This window comes from Hydrogenophaga sp. R2 (genome assembly GCF_049843595.1).
In the GTDB taxonomy this organism is placed as follows: Bacteria; Pseudomonadota; Gammaproteobacteria; order Burkholderiales; family Burkholderiaceae_C; genus Hydrogenophaga.
This window is the reverse complement of record NZ_JBBHZN010000001.1, coordinates 1161618-1176362: the sequence shown is the minus strand read 5'-3', so window position 1 is coordinate 1176362 and position 14745 is coordinate 1161618. Positions and strand designations below refer to the sequence as shown.

General features: G+C 68.9%; 17 protein-coding genes. 13 read left to right on the top strand and 4 right to left on the bottom strand.

The window, feature by feature from the left end:
- Positions 1-3: 3 nt before the first annotated feature.
- Complete coding sequence (locus tag WD026_RS05610) at positions 4-792, bottom strand: crotonase/enoyl-CoA hydratase family protein (protein WP_425722647.1); 789 nt, start codon at positions 790-792, stop codon at positions 4-6.
- Between the two features lie 144 nt (positions 793-936).
- Between WD026_RS05610 and WD026_RS05605 the strand changes: the two genes are divergently transcribed.
- The gene (locus WD026_RS05605; protein ID WP_425722646.1) at positions 937-2772 is read left to right on the top strand and encodes an AMP-binding protein; all 1836 of its coding nucleotides are present in this window, start codon (positions 937-939) and stop codon (positions 2770-2772) included.
- A gap of 23 nt (positions 2773-2795) precedes the next feature.
- Here WD026_RS05605 and WD026_RS05600 read toward each other — a convergent pair whose 3' ends face one another.
- Positions 2796-3392, bottom strand: coding sequence for a 2-hydroxychromene-2-carboxylate isomerase (locus WD026_RS05600; protein WP_425722645.1), 597 nt, complete (start codon positions 3390-3392; stop codon positions 2796-2798).
- Between the two features lie 166 nt (positions 3393-3558).
- On the opposite strand from WD026_RS05600, the gene WD026_RS05595 reads away from it, so the two are divergent.
- From WD026_RS05595 to WD026_RS05580, 4 genes are all read left to right on the top strand, one after another.
- Positions 3559-4596 (top strand): TRAP transporter substrate-binding protein, encoded by a 1038-nt coding sequence (locus tag WD026_RS05595; RefSeq protein WP_425722644.1) that lies wholly within the window; start codon positions 3559-3561, stop codon positions 4594-4596.
- A 93-nt stretch (positions 4597-4689) separates the two neighbouring features.
- On the top strand, positions 4690-5178 hold the full coding sequence (locus WD026_RS05590; protein ID WP_425722643.1) for a TRAP transporter small permease: 489 nt from the start codon (positions 4690-4692) through the stop codon (positions 5176-5178).
- Positions 5175-6494, top strand: a complete 1320-nt coding sequence (locus tag WD026_RS05585) for a TRAP transporter large permease (protein ID WP_425722642.1) — start codon at positions 5175-5177, stop codon at positions 6492-6494. The genes WD026_RS05590 and WD026_RS05585 overlap by 4 nt, the downstream gene beginning before the upstream one ends.
- Before the next feature lie 16 nt (positions 6495-6510).
- The gene (locus WD026_RS05580) at positions 6511-7407 is read left to right on the top strand and encodes a DUF1932 domain-containing protein (protein ID WP_425722641.1); all 897 of its coding nucleotides are present in this window, start codon (positions 6511-6513) and stop codon (positions 7405-7407) included.
- On the opposite strand, the gene WD026_RS05575 is transcribed toward WD026_RS05580, so the two are convergent.
- Positions 7404-8312 carry a LysR substrate-binding domain-containing protein gene (locus WD026_RS05575; protein WP_425722640.1) on the bottom strand — a complete coding sequence of 303 codons (909 nt, stop codon included), beginning with the start codon at positions 8310-8312 and terminating at the stop codon, positions 7404-7406. The genes WD026_RS05580 and WD026_RS05575 overlap by 4 nt on opposite strands.
- 104 nt (positions 8313-8416) lie before the next feature.
- Between WD026_RS05575 and WD026_RS05570 the strand changes: the two genes are divergently transcribed.
- From WD026_RS05570 to WD026_RS05540, 7 genes are read left to right on the top strand one after another with little or no spacing between them, the layout of a single operon-like run.
- Positions 8417-9100, top strand: a complete 684-nt coding sequence (locus WD026_RS05570; RefSeq protein ID WP_425722639.1) for a substrate-binding domain-containing protein — start codon at positions 8417-8419, stop codon at positions 9098-9100.
- Between the two features lie 28 nt (positions 9101-9128).
- Complete coding sequence (locus tag WD026_RS05565) at positions 9129-10157, top strand: amidohydrolase family protein (RefSeq protein ID WP_425722638.1); 1029 nt, start codon at positions 9129-9131, stop codon at positions 10155-10157.
- A 14-nt stretch (positions 10158-10171) separates the two neighbouring features.
- Positions 10172-10855 (top strand): 4-carboxy-4-hydroxy-2-oxoadipate aldolase/oxaloacetate decarboxylase, encoded by a 684-nt coding sequence (ligK, locus tag WD026_RS05560; protein ID WP_425722637.1) that lies wholly within the window; start codon positions 10172-10174, stop codon positions 10853-10855.
- An 18-nt stretch (positions 10856-10873) separates the two neighbouring features.
- Entirely contained in the window at positions 10874-11806 is a 933-nt protein-coding gene (locus tag WD026_RS05555; protein WP_425722636.1) for an amidohydrolase family protein, read from the top strand.
- A gap of 1 nt (position 11807) precedes the next feature.
- A complete protein-coding gene (ligA, locus tag WD026_RS05550; protein WP_425722635.1) occupies positions 11808-12182 on the top strand; it encodes a protocatechuate 4,5-dioxygenase subunit alpha in 375 nt (124 codons plus the stop codon).
- 2 nt (positions 12183-12184) lie between these two features.
- Positions 12185-13060 (top strand): class III extradiol dioxygenase subunit beta, encoded by an 876-nt coding sequence (locus WD026_RS05545; protein ID WP_425722634.1) that lies wholly within the window; start codon positions 12185-12187, stop codon positions 13058-13060.
- A 1-nt stretch (position 13061) separates the two neighbouring features.
- Positions 13062-14027, top strand: coding sequence for a Gfo/Idh/MocA family oxidoreductase (locus tag WD026_RS05540; protein WP_425722633.1), 966 nt, complete (start codon positions 13062-13064; stop codon positions 14025-14027).
- Between the two features lie 39 nt (positions 14028-14066).
- On the opposite strand, the gene WD026_RS05535 is transcribed toward WD026_RS05540, so the two are convergent.
- On the bottom strand, positions 14067-14228 hold the full coding sequence (locus WD026_RS05535; protein ID WP_425722632.1) for a hypothetical protein: 162 nt from the start codon (positions 14226-14228) through the stop codon (positions 14067-14069).
- Here WD026_RS05535 and WD026_RS05530 point away from each other — a divergent pair.
- Positions 14217-14660, top strand: a complete 444-nt coding sequence (locus tag WD026_RS05530) for a hypothetical protein (RefSeq protein WP_425722631.1) — start codon at positions 14217-14219, stop codon at positions 14658-14660. The genes WD026_RS05535 and WD026_RS05530 overlap by 12 nt on opposite strands.
- Positions 14661-14745: the final 85 nt, after the last annotated feature.

The following is a 14745-nucleotide window of genomic DNA, read 5'->3' as shown; positions in this document are numbered from 1 at the left end:
GGCTCAGCCCTTCTTCACCTTGGCGCCGCGGCCTTCCAGGAAGTCGCGCACCCGGGCCTTGGCCTCGGGCGCGTCCTGCACGATGGCGGACATGAGTGCCTCGGTGAAGAAGCCGTGGTCGGCCGGCTGTTCGGCAATGCGGGGCAGGGCGTGCATGAGCGCGTAGTTGGTCAGCGGCGCGTTGCTGGCGATGCGGGTGGCCAGCTCCAGCGCCTTGTCCAGCGCCGTGCCCTGCGGCACCACGTACTGCGACAGGCCGATGCGTTCGCCGTCCTCGGCGTTGTAGACGCGGCCGGTGAGCATCATGTCGGTCATGCGGGCCGCGCCGATCAGGCGCGGGATGCGCACCGACCCGCCGCCGCCCACGAAGATGCCGCGCGTGCCTTCGGGCAGCGCATAGAAGGTGCTGGCATCGGCCACGCGCACATGGCAGCTGCTGGCCAGCTCCAGCCCGCCGCCCACCACCGCGCCGTGCAGGGCGGCCACCACCGGCACGCGGCCACGCTCGACCTCGTTGAGTGCGGCATGCCACAGGCGCGAGTGCTGCAGGCCGCCGCCGGCATCGCGCTCCTGCAGTTCCGACAGGTCCAGCCCGGCGCAGAAGTGTTCGCCCGCGCCGGTGACCACGGCCGCGCGCACGCTGGCCGGCAGGTTCTGGAAGGCGTCGCGCAGGGCCATGACCAGGCCGTCGCTCAGCGCGTTGCGCTTGGCCGGGCGGTTGAGCGTGATCAGCGCGATCTGCTGCTGGTCGCCACGCAGCTCGAAGGACAGGTCGGGGAAGGTCGGGGTCATGGTGAAGCGTCGTGGTAGGGAATGAAAGACCGGCACTGCGGGTTTGCCGGCTTGTGCATGCCTGGCATTGTGGTTATAAAAAATAACCAAATCAATCGGCCCGGAGCGCTTTGTTCACCGGGTTTTCCCGTACCGGAGACACCCATGAATGCCCGCGCGAGCTTCGCCACCCTGGCCGACATCGAATCCCTGGAGCGCCAGCCGTCCCCGGCCGACACCACGCCGTACGGACTGATCCGCGACGCCGCTGCCCGCTTTCCGCAGCGCGTGGCCTTCACCTGGCTGCCCGACGCCGAACTGTCCACACCGCCACAGACCACCACCTACGCGCAGCTGCTGGCCGACATCCACCGCGCGGCCAACGCGCTGCGTGCCCTGGGCGTGGGACCGCACGATGCCGTGGCCCTGCTGGCGCCCAACATGCCGCAGGCCCATGCGGTGCTGTGGGGCGCGCAGCTGGCCGGTCGGGTGTGCCCCATCAACACGCTGCTGCAGGCCGACCACATTGCCGCGCTGCTGCAGGCCAGCGGGGCCAGGGTGGTGGTGGCCCTGGGCCCGCACCCCGAACTGGCGGTGTGGCCGGCGGTGCAGAAGGCCTGCGACGGGCTGGAGGTGGTGAAGGTGGCCATCGACGCCGGCACGCCGGCCCCCGACGCCCACGACCTGGCGGCGCTCATGCAGGCCCAGCCCGACACCCTGAGCTTCGAGCCCGACCTGGACCCGGACCGCGTGGTGGCCCTGTTCCACACCGGCGGCACCACCGGCGCGCCCAAGCTGGTGCAGCACACCGGCCGCAACGAAGCCCACACCGCCCGCTGGGCACCGCGGTTCTACGGCGCCGATGAACACAGCGTGGAGATCAACGGCTTTCCGCTGTTCCACGTGGCCGGTGCCTTCGTGTACGGCCTGTCCATGCTGTCGGTGGGCGCGCGCCAGGTGCTGCCCACCCTGAGCGGCATGCGCAACACCGGCTTCGTGCAGCGCTACTGGCAGTTCTGCCAGCGCGAGGGCGTGACCCACCTGGCCTGCGTGCCCACGGTGCTGGCCACCCTGCTGAATGTGCCGGTGGATGCCGACATCGCCACCGTGCGGGCGGCCTTCACCGGCGGCTCGCCGCTGCCGGCCGAGCTGGCCCAGCGCTTCGAGACCGCCACCGGCATACCGGTGCGCAACATCCTGGGCATGACCGAATGCGCCGGGCTGGTCAGCATCGAACCGCTGGCCGGGCCGCGCACCCCGGGATCGGCCGGCCTGCGCCTGCCCTTCACCGAGGTGCATGCCGTGCCCTGGCGCAACGGCGAGGCACAGCTGGGCGAGCGCTGTGCGCCCGGTGCCACCGGCGTGATCGTGCTGCGTGGCCCGCACATCGGTCCGGGCTATCTGGATCAGCGCCGCAATGCCGGCCTGTTCGAGGGCGGCTGGGTGGTCTCGGGCGATCTGGGCCATGTCGACGCCGAGGGCCGCATCCACATCACCGGCCGCGCCAAGGACGTGATCATCCGGGGCTCGCACAACATCGACCCCGGGCTGGTGGAGGACGCCTTCATGGCCCACCCGGCGGTGCTGCAGTGCGCTGTGGTGGCCGAGCCCGACCCCCACGCCGGCGAGGTGCCGGCGGCCTTCGTGGTGCTGCGCCCCGGCGCCACGCTGGACGCGGCCACGCTGCTGGCCGAGGTGGCGCCACAGGTCTACGAACGCCCGGCCTGCCCCAAGCGCGTGGTGGTGGTGCCCGCGCTGCCGCTCACCGCCATCGGCAAGGTGTTCAAGCCGGCGCTGCGGCTGCAGGCCATCGAGCTGCGCCTGACCGACATGGCCCGCGATCTGGCGCCCGAACGGGCCGTGGCGGTGCAGGCGCGGGAGGAGGGCGGCGTGCAGCGCGCCCGCATCACACTCGCCGGGCCGGCGGACGCCGCGCTGGCCGACCGACTGCTGGCGGCACTGGCGGCGGTGGCGGTGCCGGTGGAGATCGCCTTCGGCTGAGTCGAGGGAGCGTTGTCAGGCGCTCACCAGCCCCCGGTGGCCAGCCAGCGCTCGATCTGCTCGAACTTGTCGATGCCCCAGAACGGCTCGCCGTCCACCACCACCGTGGGCGAGCCGAAGATGCCGGCGGCCAGCGCGGCGTCCACCTCGGCACGCAGCAGGCGCGCGGCGTCTTCGCCGGCCGCGGCCTCGGCGAGTTCGGCGCCCAGCACCGGCGCCAGGCTCTGCGGCGTGGACAGGTCCAGCCCCTGGCCCCAGTACGCGGCATACATGCGGTGGGCCACCTCGGCCGCCCGCTGTGGCTGGTGGGCCGCCACCCAGGCCATGGCGCGGGCGCAGGCCAGCGGCTGCATCACCGGGTCGGCCGGCTGGCGCTGCATGGGCACCCGGTGCTCGCGGGCGTAGCGCAGCACGTCGCGTTCGGTGTAGGGGCCCTTGAGCGGGGTGTCCAGCAGGGGTTTGAGGCCCATGACCTTCATCACCGACACGCCCAGCAGCATGGGGTGCCAGCGCACGGTGCGGCCATGGCGGGCGGCCAGATCCTCGATGCGCAGCGAGGCGAAGTAGCCGTAGGGCGAGATGAAGTCGAAGTGGAAATCGAGCGGGGCAGGGGCGGTCATGGCCGCATCTTCGCCGCTGAGGGCGGTGGCCGGCTATGCCGTCTTACCCGGGGGTGACCTGCATCCATTGCAAAACGGCATATCTGAAAGACCGGTCGGGGTCTGGCGGTGTCGGCCGCTCGGGCGCACAGTCGACCACTCAAAAATCACCCTTCTGGAGACACGCATGAAACTGATTCCCCGTCGCGCGGCCCTGGCCGCTCTGGGTGCCGTGGCCGGCCTGGCCTTCGCCGGCAACGCCATGGCCCAGACCGTGACGCTGCGCCTGCACCAGTTCCTGCCGCCGCAGGCCCCCATCCCGTCCAAGGCCATCGTGCCCTGGGCCCAGAAGATCGAAGCCGAATCCGGCGGGCGCATCAAGATCCAGCTGTTCCATGCCATGCAGCTCGGCGGCACGCCGCCCCAGCTGTTCGACCAGGCCCGCGACGGCGTGGCCGACATCACCTGGACGGTGCTGGGCTACACCCCCAACCGCTTCAACAAGACCGAGGTGTTCGAGCTGCCCTTCATGACCGGTTCGGCCGAGCAGTCCTCGCGCGCCATCCAGGAATACGTCGAGAAGTTCGCCATGGACGAATTCAAGGACGTCAAGCTGCTGGCCGCCCACACCCACGGCCCCGGCCTGTTCCACACCAAGCAGCCGGTGACCGGCCTGGAGAGCCTGCGCGGCATGAAGATCCGCGGCGGCTCGCGCATCATCAACAACATGCTGGTCAAGCTGGGCGCCACGCCGGTGGGCATGCCGGTGCCGGCCGTGACCGACGCGCTGTCCAAGGGCACCATCGACGGCACCACCATCCCCTGGGAGGTGACGCCCTCGCTCAAGGTGACCGAGCTGGTGAAGAACCACACCACGTTTGCCGGTGCCGAGGGTCTCTACACCCAGACCTTCGCGCTGTCCATGAACAAGGCCGCCTACGACAAGCTGCCGCCCGACCTGAAGAAGGTCATCGACAACAACTCGGGCATCGAGACCGCTGCCTTCTTCGGCCGCGCCATGGACGAGGGCGACAAGGCCGGCCGTGCGATTGCCGAGAAGGCCGGCAACAACATCGTGGCCCTGGACGTGGCCGAGACCCAGCGCTGGCGCCGCACCGCCGGTGCGGTGGAGACCGACTGGATCAACGAGGTCAAGGCCAAGGGCATCGACGGCGCCAAGCTGGCCGCCGAAGCGCGTGCCCTGATCAAGAAGCACCAGCGATAATCCGCGCTCGCTGCGACCGCGCGGCACCAACCCTGCCGCGCCCCGCCGAAGTCCTGCCGACCCCGCGCCGGACCTCGGCTTTTTTTTGAACGGGTGACACCCTTGAAGCTGCTCTCATTCCTGGCGCAGGTCTGCGCCGTGCTGGCCGGCCTGCTGCTGACCGCCATCACGCTGGTGACCTGCCTGAGCCTGATCGGCCGCAACACCACCGGCCAGACCCTGGTGGGCGACTACGAACTCACGGCGGTGGTGGCCGGTGCGGCGGTGGCCCTGTTCATGCCCTGGTGCCAGATCCAGCGCGAGCACATCATCGTGGACTTCTTCACCGCCCGCATGCCGGCCGGTGTGAACGCGATGCTCGACCGCTTCGGCGCCCTGGTGCTGGGCGTGGTGATGGGCCTGCTGGCCTGGCGCACCGGCATCGGCGCACTCAGCGCCCACAGCACCCAGACCACCACCATGATGCTGGGCTTTCCCGAGTGGATCGCCTACACCGCCATGGTGCCGCCGCTGGCCCTGACCGCCGTCATCGCGCTGGTGCAGAGCTTCTCTTCCGTGCCGACCCAGGAGCAAGGCCAATGAGTTCGATTTCCATGGCCGGCCTGATCTTCGGCTGCATGCTGGCGCTGATGGTCATCCGCGTGCCGATCGCCATCTCCATGTTCGTGGCCGGCTGCTTCGGCTACATCGCCCAGGTCGGTCTGCCGCCGTTCTTCAACAACCTCAACGGCATGGCCTATGCGCGCTTTGCCAGCTACGACCTGTCGGTCATTCCGCTGTTCATCCTGATGGGCAACTTTGCCACCCAGGGCGGCATCTCCAAGGCGCTGTTCCAGTTCGCCAGCGTGGTCATGGCCCGCTTCAAGGGCGGTCTGGCCATGGCGGCCGTGATGGCCAGCGCGGCCTTCGGTGCCATCTGCGGCTCGTCCATTGCCACGGCGGCCACCATCACCCAGGTGGCCCTGCCCGAGATGAAGCGCCACGGCTATTCGGGCCGGCTGTCCACCGGCACGCTGGCGGCCGGCGGCACGCTGGGCATTTTGATCCCGCCCTCGGTGCCGCTGGTGATCTACGCCATCCTGACCGAGCAGAACATCGCCAAGCTGTTCGCGGCCGCCACCATCCCGGGCGTGATCGCCATGCTGGGCTACATGATCGCCATTGCCGTGTACGTGCGGCTGTTCCCCGGCCACGCCCCCGAGCACGCCACCGAGCATCCCCGCATGACCACCGAAGCCCTGTGGGGCGTGCTGCCGATCGCGGCCGTGTTCCTGCTGGTGTTCGGCGGCATCTATGGCGGCCTGTTCACCCCCACCGAGGGCGCGGGCGTGGGGGCTGCGGCCACCTTCATCGCGGCCCTGCTCAAGCGCGAGCTCACCTGGGCCAAGATCCGCCACTGCTTCCTGTCCACCGCCGCCAGCAGCGCCATGATCTTCCTGATCTTCATCGGCGCCGACCTCATGAACTCCTCGCTGGCCCTGACCCAGGTGCCGGCGCAGCTGGCCGAGGTCATCAAGGGCTGGGACGTGGCCCCGGTGATGGTGGTGACCGGCATCCTGCTGTTCTATGTGATCCTGGGCGCGGTCATGGACGAGCTGTCCATGATCCTGCTGACCATTCCCATCTTCTTCCCGGTCATCATGGGTCTGGACTTCGGCATGCCGGCGGAATCGGTGGCCATCTGGTTCGGTGTGATGGTGCTCATGACCGTGGGCTTCGGCCTGCTGGCTCCGCCCGTGGGGCTCAACGTTTACGTGGTCAACGGCATGGCCAAGGACGTGCCCATTGCCGAGAGCTACAAGGGCGTGATGCCCTTCCTGGCCAGCGATGTGCTGCGCACCACGCTGCTGCTGACCTTCCCGTCCATCACGCTGTGGCTGGTGCAGTTCGTGGGCTGACGGGGGAGGGACGCCCATGGAACGCATCGCCCTGATCGGCTTCGGCGAAGTCGGCCGCATCTTCGCCGCCGGCCTCATGGCCGCCGGCGTGCGGCACATCGGCGCCTGGGACCTGAAGTTCGCCGATCCTGCTGTGGCCGACCAGGCCCGTGCCGCCGGTGTGCAGGTGGCCGCCGGCATGGCCGGGCTCTGCGCGCAAGGCCCCGGACTGATCATCTCGGCCGTGACCGCGTCCAACGCGCTGCAGGTGGCCCGCGAGGCCGCGCAGCACCTGGCCCCGGGCACGGTATTCCTCGATCTCAACTCCGCATCGCCGGGGACCAAGCAGCAGGCCGCGGCGGCCGTCGATGCGGCCGGTGGCCGCTACGTGGAGGCCGGTGTCATGACCTCGGTGCCGCCCTACGGCATCCGCGTGCCCATGCTGCTGGGCGGTGCACACGCTGCCACGTTGCTGCCGCAGCTGCAGGCCTGGGGCATGCAGGCCCAGGTGGCGAGCGACCGGCTGGGCGTGGCCTCGGCCACCAAGATGTGCCGCAGCGTGATGATCAAGGGCCTGGAAGCCCTGGTGCTGGAGAGCTACGCCACCGCCCGCCACTACGGCGTGGAGGACGCCATGATCGCCACCCTGCAGGAGACCTTTCCCGGCATCGACTGGCAGCGCCAGGGCAGCTACTTCTTCAGCCGTGTGGCCCAGCACGGCCGGCGCCGCGCCGAAGAAATGCGCGAGGTGGCGCAGACGGTGCGCGAGGCCGGCTTCGAGCCCTTCATGGCCAGCGCCATCGCCGACAAGCACCAGTGGATGGCCGATCAGGCCCGCGCCGGTCATTTCGACGGCCTGAGCAATCCGGCCTGGGCCGACTACGCCGACCGCCTGCTGGCGGCCCGTCCGCACCCACCGACCGATCCGGTCTAGTCCGTGCTCAGCACCTCCGCCATGGTGCGGCGGATGAGCTCCAGCGTGGTCTGCTGCGTCAGCGTGGCCGGCCGCTGCTGGCTGATGGCCAGGCTCAGCCGGGTGCGCAGCGGCGGCACCGTGGGCCGCAAGCGGTAGGCCGAAGGCCGTATCGATCCCAGCACCGCCTGGCGCGAGAGCAGGGCAGCGCCCGCACCGTCGGCCACCAGCTCCAGGATGGCGGGCACTCCGTCGATCTCCAGCGCCACCTGCGGCTTGCAGCCGATGGCGGCCATCTCGGTCTCCACCAGCATGCGCACCGCGTTGGGCCGGCTGGGAATCACCAGCGGCATCTGGGCCACCTCGTCCAGCGGCACCGGGGCCGGCGGCGGGTCTTCGGCCAGACCGGGCGGGCGGGGCTGCACCAGCCACAGGGTTTCTTCGTGCAGGGGGTGAAGATCCAGCTCGGGCAGGGGCTGGGCGTTGTAGAGCACCGCAATGTCCAGTCGCCCGGTCAGCAGCCATTCCTGCATGGTCACCGACAGGCCTTCGCTGATGGACAGGCTGGCCTGCGGCAGCTGCTGGCGGAAAGCGCGGGTGAGTGGCACCGCCAGCACCTTGGCCAGGCTGGGCGGCAGGCCGATGGCGACCCGCCCGGCGAGTGCGCCGCGCACCCGGCCCAGCTCCTCGCGCGCCCGCTCCACCTGGTGCAGGATGCCGCGCCCGTGTTCGAGCAGCAGCTTGCCGGCCTCGGTGGGCGTGGCACCGCGCCCGTTGCGCACCAGCAGGGTCTGGCGCAGCTCCACTTCCAGCAACCGCACCTGGCGCGAGAGCGCGGGCTGGGCCACGTCGAGCGCGATGGCCGCCCGCGTGAAGCTGCCGAGTTCGGCCACGCGCACAAAGTATTCGAGCTGCTTCAGATCCATGATGGCCAGATCATAGTTATTTGCTTTTGTTCTAGCTGCTAGGGCCGGGCTCGGCTTTGCCCGGGACGGGGGGCTGGACACAATCACCGCAAGGTCCCATCACCATGAATCCCACACCCATCCGGGGCATCTCTTCCATGGCCACGCGCGCCCTGCTGGCCGAACTCACCACCGCCTGGACGACTGCGTCCGGGCAGGCGGTGCAGATCGAGTCGGTGGGTGGCGTGGATGCCGCCCGACGCGTGGCCACCGGCGAAGCCTTCGACATCGTGGTGCTGGCCAGCGACGCCATCGACCGGCTGATCGCGGCCGGCCACCTGGCCCCGGGCCGGATCGATCTGGTGCGCTCGGCCGTGGCCGTGGCGGTGCCGCAGGGCCAGCCAGTGCCGGCCCTGGCCAACGAAGCGGCCTTGCGCGCCGCGGTGCAGGCCGCGCCCACCCTCGGGTATTCCACCGGCCCCAGCGGCGTGGCCCTGCAGGCGCTGTTTGCGCGCTGGGGCCTGGCCGACGAACTGGCTGCCCGCACGGTGCAGGCGCCGCCGGGCGTGCCGGTGGCGTCCCTGGTGGCGCAGGGCCGGGTGGCGCTGGGCTTCCAGCAGCTCAGCGAGATGTTGGGCGTGTCCGGCATCACCCTGGCGGGCACGCTGCCGGCCGATGTGGCCATCGTCACCACCTTCAGCGCCGCCGTGCCCGCCGGCGGCCTGCCGCGCGTGCAGGGCCTGATCGACCACCTGAATTCCACGGCCGCCGCCGAGGTCAAGCGCCGCCACGGCATGGACCCGGCCTGAGCCCCTTCATTCCTTCGGAGACATTCCCATGATCATCGACTGCCACGGTCACTACACCACGGCGCCCAAGGCGCTGGAGAACTGGCGCAACGCGCAGATTGCGGGCATCAAGGACCCGGCCGTCATGCCCAAGGCGGCCGACCTGAAGATCAGCGACGACGAGCTGCGCGAGTCCATCGAGACCAACCAGCTGCGCCTGATGAAGGAGCGCGGCAGCGACATCACCCTGTTCAGCCCGCGCGCCAGCTTCATGGCCCACCACATCGGCGACTTCCAGGTCTCCAGCACCTGGGCCGCCATCTGCAACGAGCTGTGCTTCCGCGTGAGCCAGCTGTTCCCGCAGCACTTCGTGCCGGTGGCCATGCTGCCGCAGAGCCCGGGCGTGGACCCGGCCACCTGCATCCCCGAGCTGGAGAAATGCGTGCGCGAATACGGCGCGGTGGGCATCAACCTCAACCCCGATCCCTCCGGCGGCCACTGGACCAGCCCGCCCCTGACCGACCGCCACTGGTACCCCATCTACGAAAAGATGGTGGAGCACGACCTGCCGGCCATGATCCATGTCAGCACCAGCTGCAACGCCTGCTTCCACACCACCGGCGCGCACTACCTGAACGCCGACACCACGGCCTTCATGCAGCTGATCCAGGGCGACCTGTTCAAGGACTTCCCCACGCTGAAGTTCCTCATTCCCCACGGCGGTGGCGCGGTGCCCTACCACTGGGGTCGTTTCCGCGGTCTGGCGCAGGAGATGAAGAAACCCCTGCTCACCGAGCATGTGCTCAACAACGTGTTCTTCGACACCTGCGTCTACCACCAGCCCGGCATCGACCTGCTCAACACCGTGATCCCGGTGAAGAACGTGCTGTTCGCCTCCGAGATGATCGGCGCGGTGCGCGGCATCGACCCCACCACCGGTCACTACTACGACGACACCAAGCGCTACATCGAGGCCAGCACCATCCTGTCGGCCGACGACAAGGCCGCCATTTACGAGAAGAACGCCCGCCGCGTGTTCAGCCGCCTCGATGCGCGCCTGAAGGCCCAGGGCCACTGAACCGGAGAACCACCATGTACGAACTCGGCGTCGTTTACCGCAACATCCAGCGCGCCCCGCAGGAGGCCGCCGACGGCCTGGCCGCCCTGGGCAGTGCCACCGTGCACGAGGCCATGGGCCGCGTGGGCCTGCTCAAGCCCTACATGCGCCCCATCTACCCCGGCGCGCAGGTCAGTGGCACGGCGGTCACGGTGCTGCTGCACCCCGGCGACAACTGGATGATGCATGTGGTGGCCGAACAGATCCGCCCCGGCGACGTGGTGGTGGCGGCCGTCACCGCCGAATGCACCGACGGCTACTTCGGCGACCTGCTGGCCACGTCCTTCCAGGCGCGTGGTGCGCGGGCACTCATCATCGACGCCGGTGTGCGCGACGTGCGCACCCTGCAGGAGATGAACTTCCCGGTCTGGAGCAAGTGCATCAGCAGCAAGGGCACCATCAAGGCCACGCTGGGCTCGGTCAACATCCCGGTGGTGTGCGCCGGCATGTGGGTCACCCCGGGTGACGTGATCGTGGCCGACGACGACGGCGTGGTCTGCGTGCCCGCCGCCCGTGCCATGGACACCCTGGCCGCCGCCCGCAAGCGCGAGAGCTTCGAGGGCGAGAAGCGCGCGAAGCTGGCCAGCGGCATCCTGGGCCTGGACATGTACCAGATGCGCGAGCCCCTGGCTGCGGCCGGCCTGAAATACATCGACTGACCCATCGAACGAACCCCCATGAGCCTCCCCACCACTGGCGACTTCACCAAGACCCCCGGCTGGCTCGACTGGTACCAGGGCCCCAGCCGACCGCGTTTTGCCCTGCCGCCCGGCAGCGTGGACGCGCACTGCCATGTGTTCGGCCCCGGCGCCGAGTTTCCCTACGCCCCCGAGCGCAAGTACACGCCCTGCGACGCCAGCAAGGCCCAGCTGTTCGCCCTGCGTGACCAGCTCGGTTTTGCCCGCAACGTCATCGTGCAGGCCACCTGCCACGGTGCCGACAACCGCGCCCTGGTCGATGCCTGCCGCAGCAGCAACGGCCGCGCGCGTGGCGTGGCCACGGTGCGCCGCTCGGTCACCGACACCGAACTGCAGGACCTGCACGATGCCGGCGTGCGTGGCGTGCGCTTCAACTTCGTCAAGCGGCTGGTGGACTTCACGCCCAAGGACGAGCTGATGGAGATCGCCGGCCGCATCAAGGCCCTGGGCTGGCACGTGGTGATTTACTTCGAGGCGCAGGACCTGCCCGAGCTGTGGGACTTCTTCACCGCCCTGCCCACCACCGTGGTGGTGGACCACATGGGCCGGCCCGACGTGAGCAAGCCGGTGGACGGCCCCGAGTTCGCGCTGTTCCTGAAGTTCATGCAGCAGCACCCCAATGTGTGGAGCAAGGTGAGCTGCCCCGAGCGACTGTCCGTCGCGGGGCCCCGAGCGCTCGACGGCGAGCAGGCTGCCTACCGCGATGTGGTGCCCTTTGCCCGCCGGGTGGTCGAGACCTTCCCCGACCGCGTGCTCTGGGGCACCGACTGGCCGCACCCCAACCTCAAGGACCACATGCCCGACGACGGCCTGCTGGTCGATTTCATTCCGCACATCGCGCCCACCGCCGAGCTGCAGCGCAAGCTGCTGGTGGACAACCCGATGCGCCTGTACTGGCCCGAGGAGGTCTGACATGGCCCTGGACAAGCCCTACCTGGGGGTGCCCGGCACCACCATTTTTGATGCCGACCAGTCCCGCAAGGGTTACTGGCTCAACCAGTTCTGCATGAGCCTGATGAAGGCCGAGAACCGCGAACGTTTCAAGAAGGACGAACGCGCCTACCTCGACGAATGGGCCATGACCGAAGACCAGAAGCAGGCCGTGCTCGACCGCGACCTCAACCGCTGCATTGCGCTGGGCGGCAACATCTACTTCCTGGCCAAGATCGGTGCCACCGACGGCAAGAGCTTCCAGCAGATGGCCGGCTCCATGACCGGCATGAGCGAAGACGAGTACCGCCAGATGATGATCAATGGCGGTCGCGACCCGAAGTGGGGAAGGACCTGAACATGGCACGCATCACCGCATCGGTCTACACCTCGCACGTGCCCGCCATCGGCGCCGCACTCGACCTGGGCAAGACCCACGAACCCTACTGGCAGCCGGTGTTCGCCGGCTACGACTTCGGCAAGCAGTGGCTCAAGGACCAGAAGCCCGACGTGATCTTCCTGGTCTACAACGACCACGCCACCGCCTTCAGCCTGGACATCATCCCCACCTTTGCCATCGGCACGGCAGCCAGCTTCCAGCCGGCCGACGAGGGCTGGGGCCCGCGCCCGGTGCCGGTGGTGCAGGGGCACCCCGAGCTGGCCTCGCACATCGCGCAGAGCGTGATCCAGCAGGACTTCGACCTCACCATCGTCAACCGCATGGACGTGGACCACGGCCTCACCGTGCCGCTCTCCCTGATGTGCGGCCCGCAGGACCCGGTGCAGGGCGCCTGGCCGTGCCCGGTGATCCCGTTTGCGGTGAATGTGGTGCAGTACCCGGTGCCCAGCGGCCGCCGCTGCTTCCAGCTGGGCCAGGCCATCCGCCGCGCCATCGAGAGCTTCGACCAGGACCTGAACGTGCAGATCTGGGGCACCGGGGGCATGAGCCACCAGCTGCAGGGGCCGCGCGCCGGCCTCATCAACCGCGAGTTCGACAACGCCTTTCTGGACCGGCTGATCGCCGACCCCGAGGGCCTGGCCGCCGTGCCCCACATCGACTATGTGCGCGAGGCCGGCAGCGAAGGCATCGAGCTGGTGATGTGGCTGATCGCGCGCGGCGCCATGAGCGACGTGGCCGGCGGACCCGGCGCCCGTCCGCCGCGCGTGGCGCACCGCTTCTACCATGTGCCCGCCAGCAACACGGCGGTGGGCCACCTGATCCTGGAGAACACCTGACATGACCGACAAGACCATCAAAGTGGCGCTGGCCGGTGCCGGCGCCTTCGGCATCAAGCACCTGGACGGCATCAAGAACATCGCGGGCGTGGAGGTGATCTCCCTCATCGGCCGCGAGCTGGACAAGACCCGTGAAGTGGCCGCGAAGTACGGCATCGGTCACGTCACCACCGAGCTGTCGGAGTCGCTGGCCATCCCCGAGCTCGATGCCGTCATCCTGTGCACGCCCACCCAGATGCACGCCGAACAGAGCGTGGCCTGCCTGAAGGCCGGCAAACATGTGCAGGTGGAGATTCCGCTGGCCGACAGCCTGGCCGGCGCGCAGGCGGTGGTGGACCTGCAGAAGCAGACCGGGCTGGTGGCCATGTGCGGCCACACCCGCCGCTTCAACCCCAGCCACCAGTACGTGCACCAGAAGATCCAGCGCGGCGAGTTCAACATCCAGCAGATGGATGTGCAGACCTATTTCTTCCGCCGCACCAACACCAACGCCCTGGGCCAGCCGCGCAGCTGGACCGACCACCTGCTGTGGCACCACGCCGCGCACACGGTGGACCTGTTCGCCTACCAGTGCAACAGCCCCATCGTGGCCGCGCACGCCATGCAGGGGCCGATCCATCCCGCGCTGGGCATCGCCATGGACATGAGCATCCAGCTCAAGGCCGCCAATGGTGCCCTCTGCACGCTGTCCCTGAGCTTCAACAACGACGGTCCGCTGGGCACCTTCTTCCGCTACATCGGCGACACCGCCACCTACATCGCCCGCTACGACGACCTGTTCACCGGCAAGGACGAAAAGATCGACGTCAGCCAGGTGGACGTGAGCATGAACGGCATCGAGCTGCAGGACCGCGAGTTCTTTGCCGCCATCCGCGAAGGCCGCGAACCCAACGCCAGCGTGGGCCGCGTCTTCGACTGCTACCGCGTGCTGCACCAGCTGGAGCAGCAGCTGGCGCAGCAGGGCTGAGGGCGGGCGCTGGTCAGGGGCGCCAGGCCGGCACGGCCCTCACGACGTGCAGAGGGCCCCGATCTGCGACAGGAAACTGGCGTTCACCGCCTTGACGATGGCGACAGGGCCGCTGGTCTGGTTGAAGAACTCCGGGCACTGCAGCTGGCCCAGGCACTGCGCTGCGGCCTCGGTGAGGTTGCCGTTGGCTTGAAGCTGCATCAGGCGGTTGATGACGTCGTTCAGGTAGTCGTCTGCGTACTGAGCCGCCCCGGTGGCATTGAGGCAGGCGGTGAACGCATCCTGCACCCAAAGGAATACGGTGTTGCGGGTGGGATTGCTCGGATGCTGCGTCGGGGGGGGATGCAGTCGTTGGAGTTGGGGTTGCAGGGCGATGAGCTGAACGGGTGGAATTCAGCCGACAAGGCACTGGGCGCCGCCACGGCTGCGATGAACGCGCCGATCAGTGTCGACATGGTCGTGACCGCGACGATCTTTTGTCTCAGCGACATCTGGTTCCAGTGGTTGCGCACGTTCTGGCTGAAGTTGATCAACCACGTCAGTGCCGCCGCTGCCGCCCCTCCCGCCGGTGCCGCTGGTGCCCCCGTGATGTGCACCAGGGTCTCGTTCCTCGTGTCCTGCGTTGACAGTTGATCGGTGTTGCCCTCGGTGCCTTCCGCGCCGCCGCCGAGCAATCCCGGCCCGTCCGGAGTTCCCTGGCGCCCTGTGCCGACGGCAA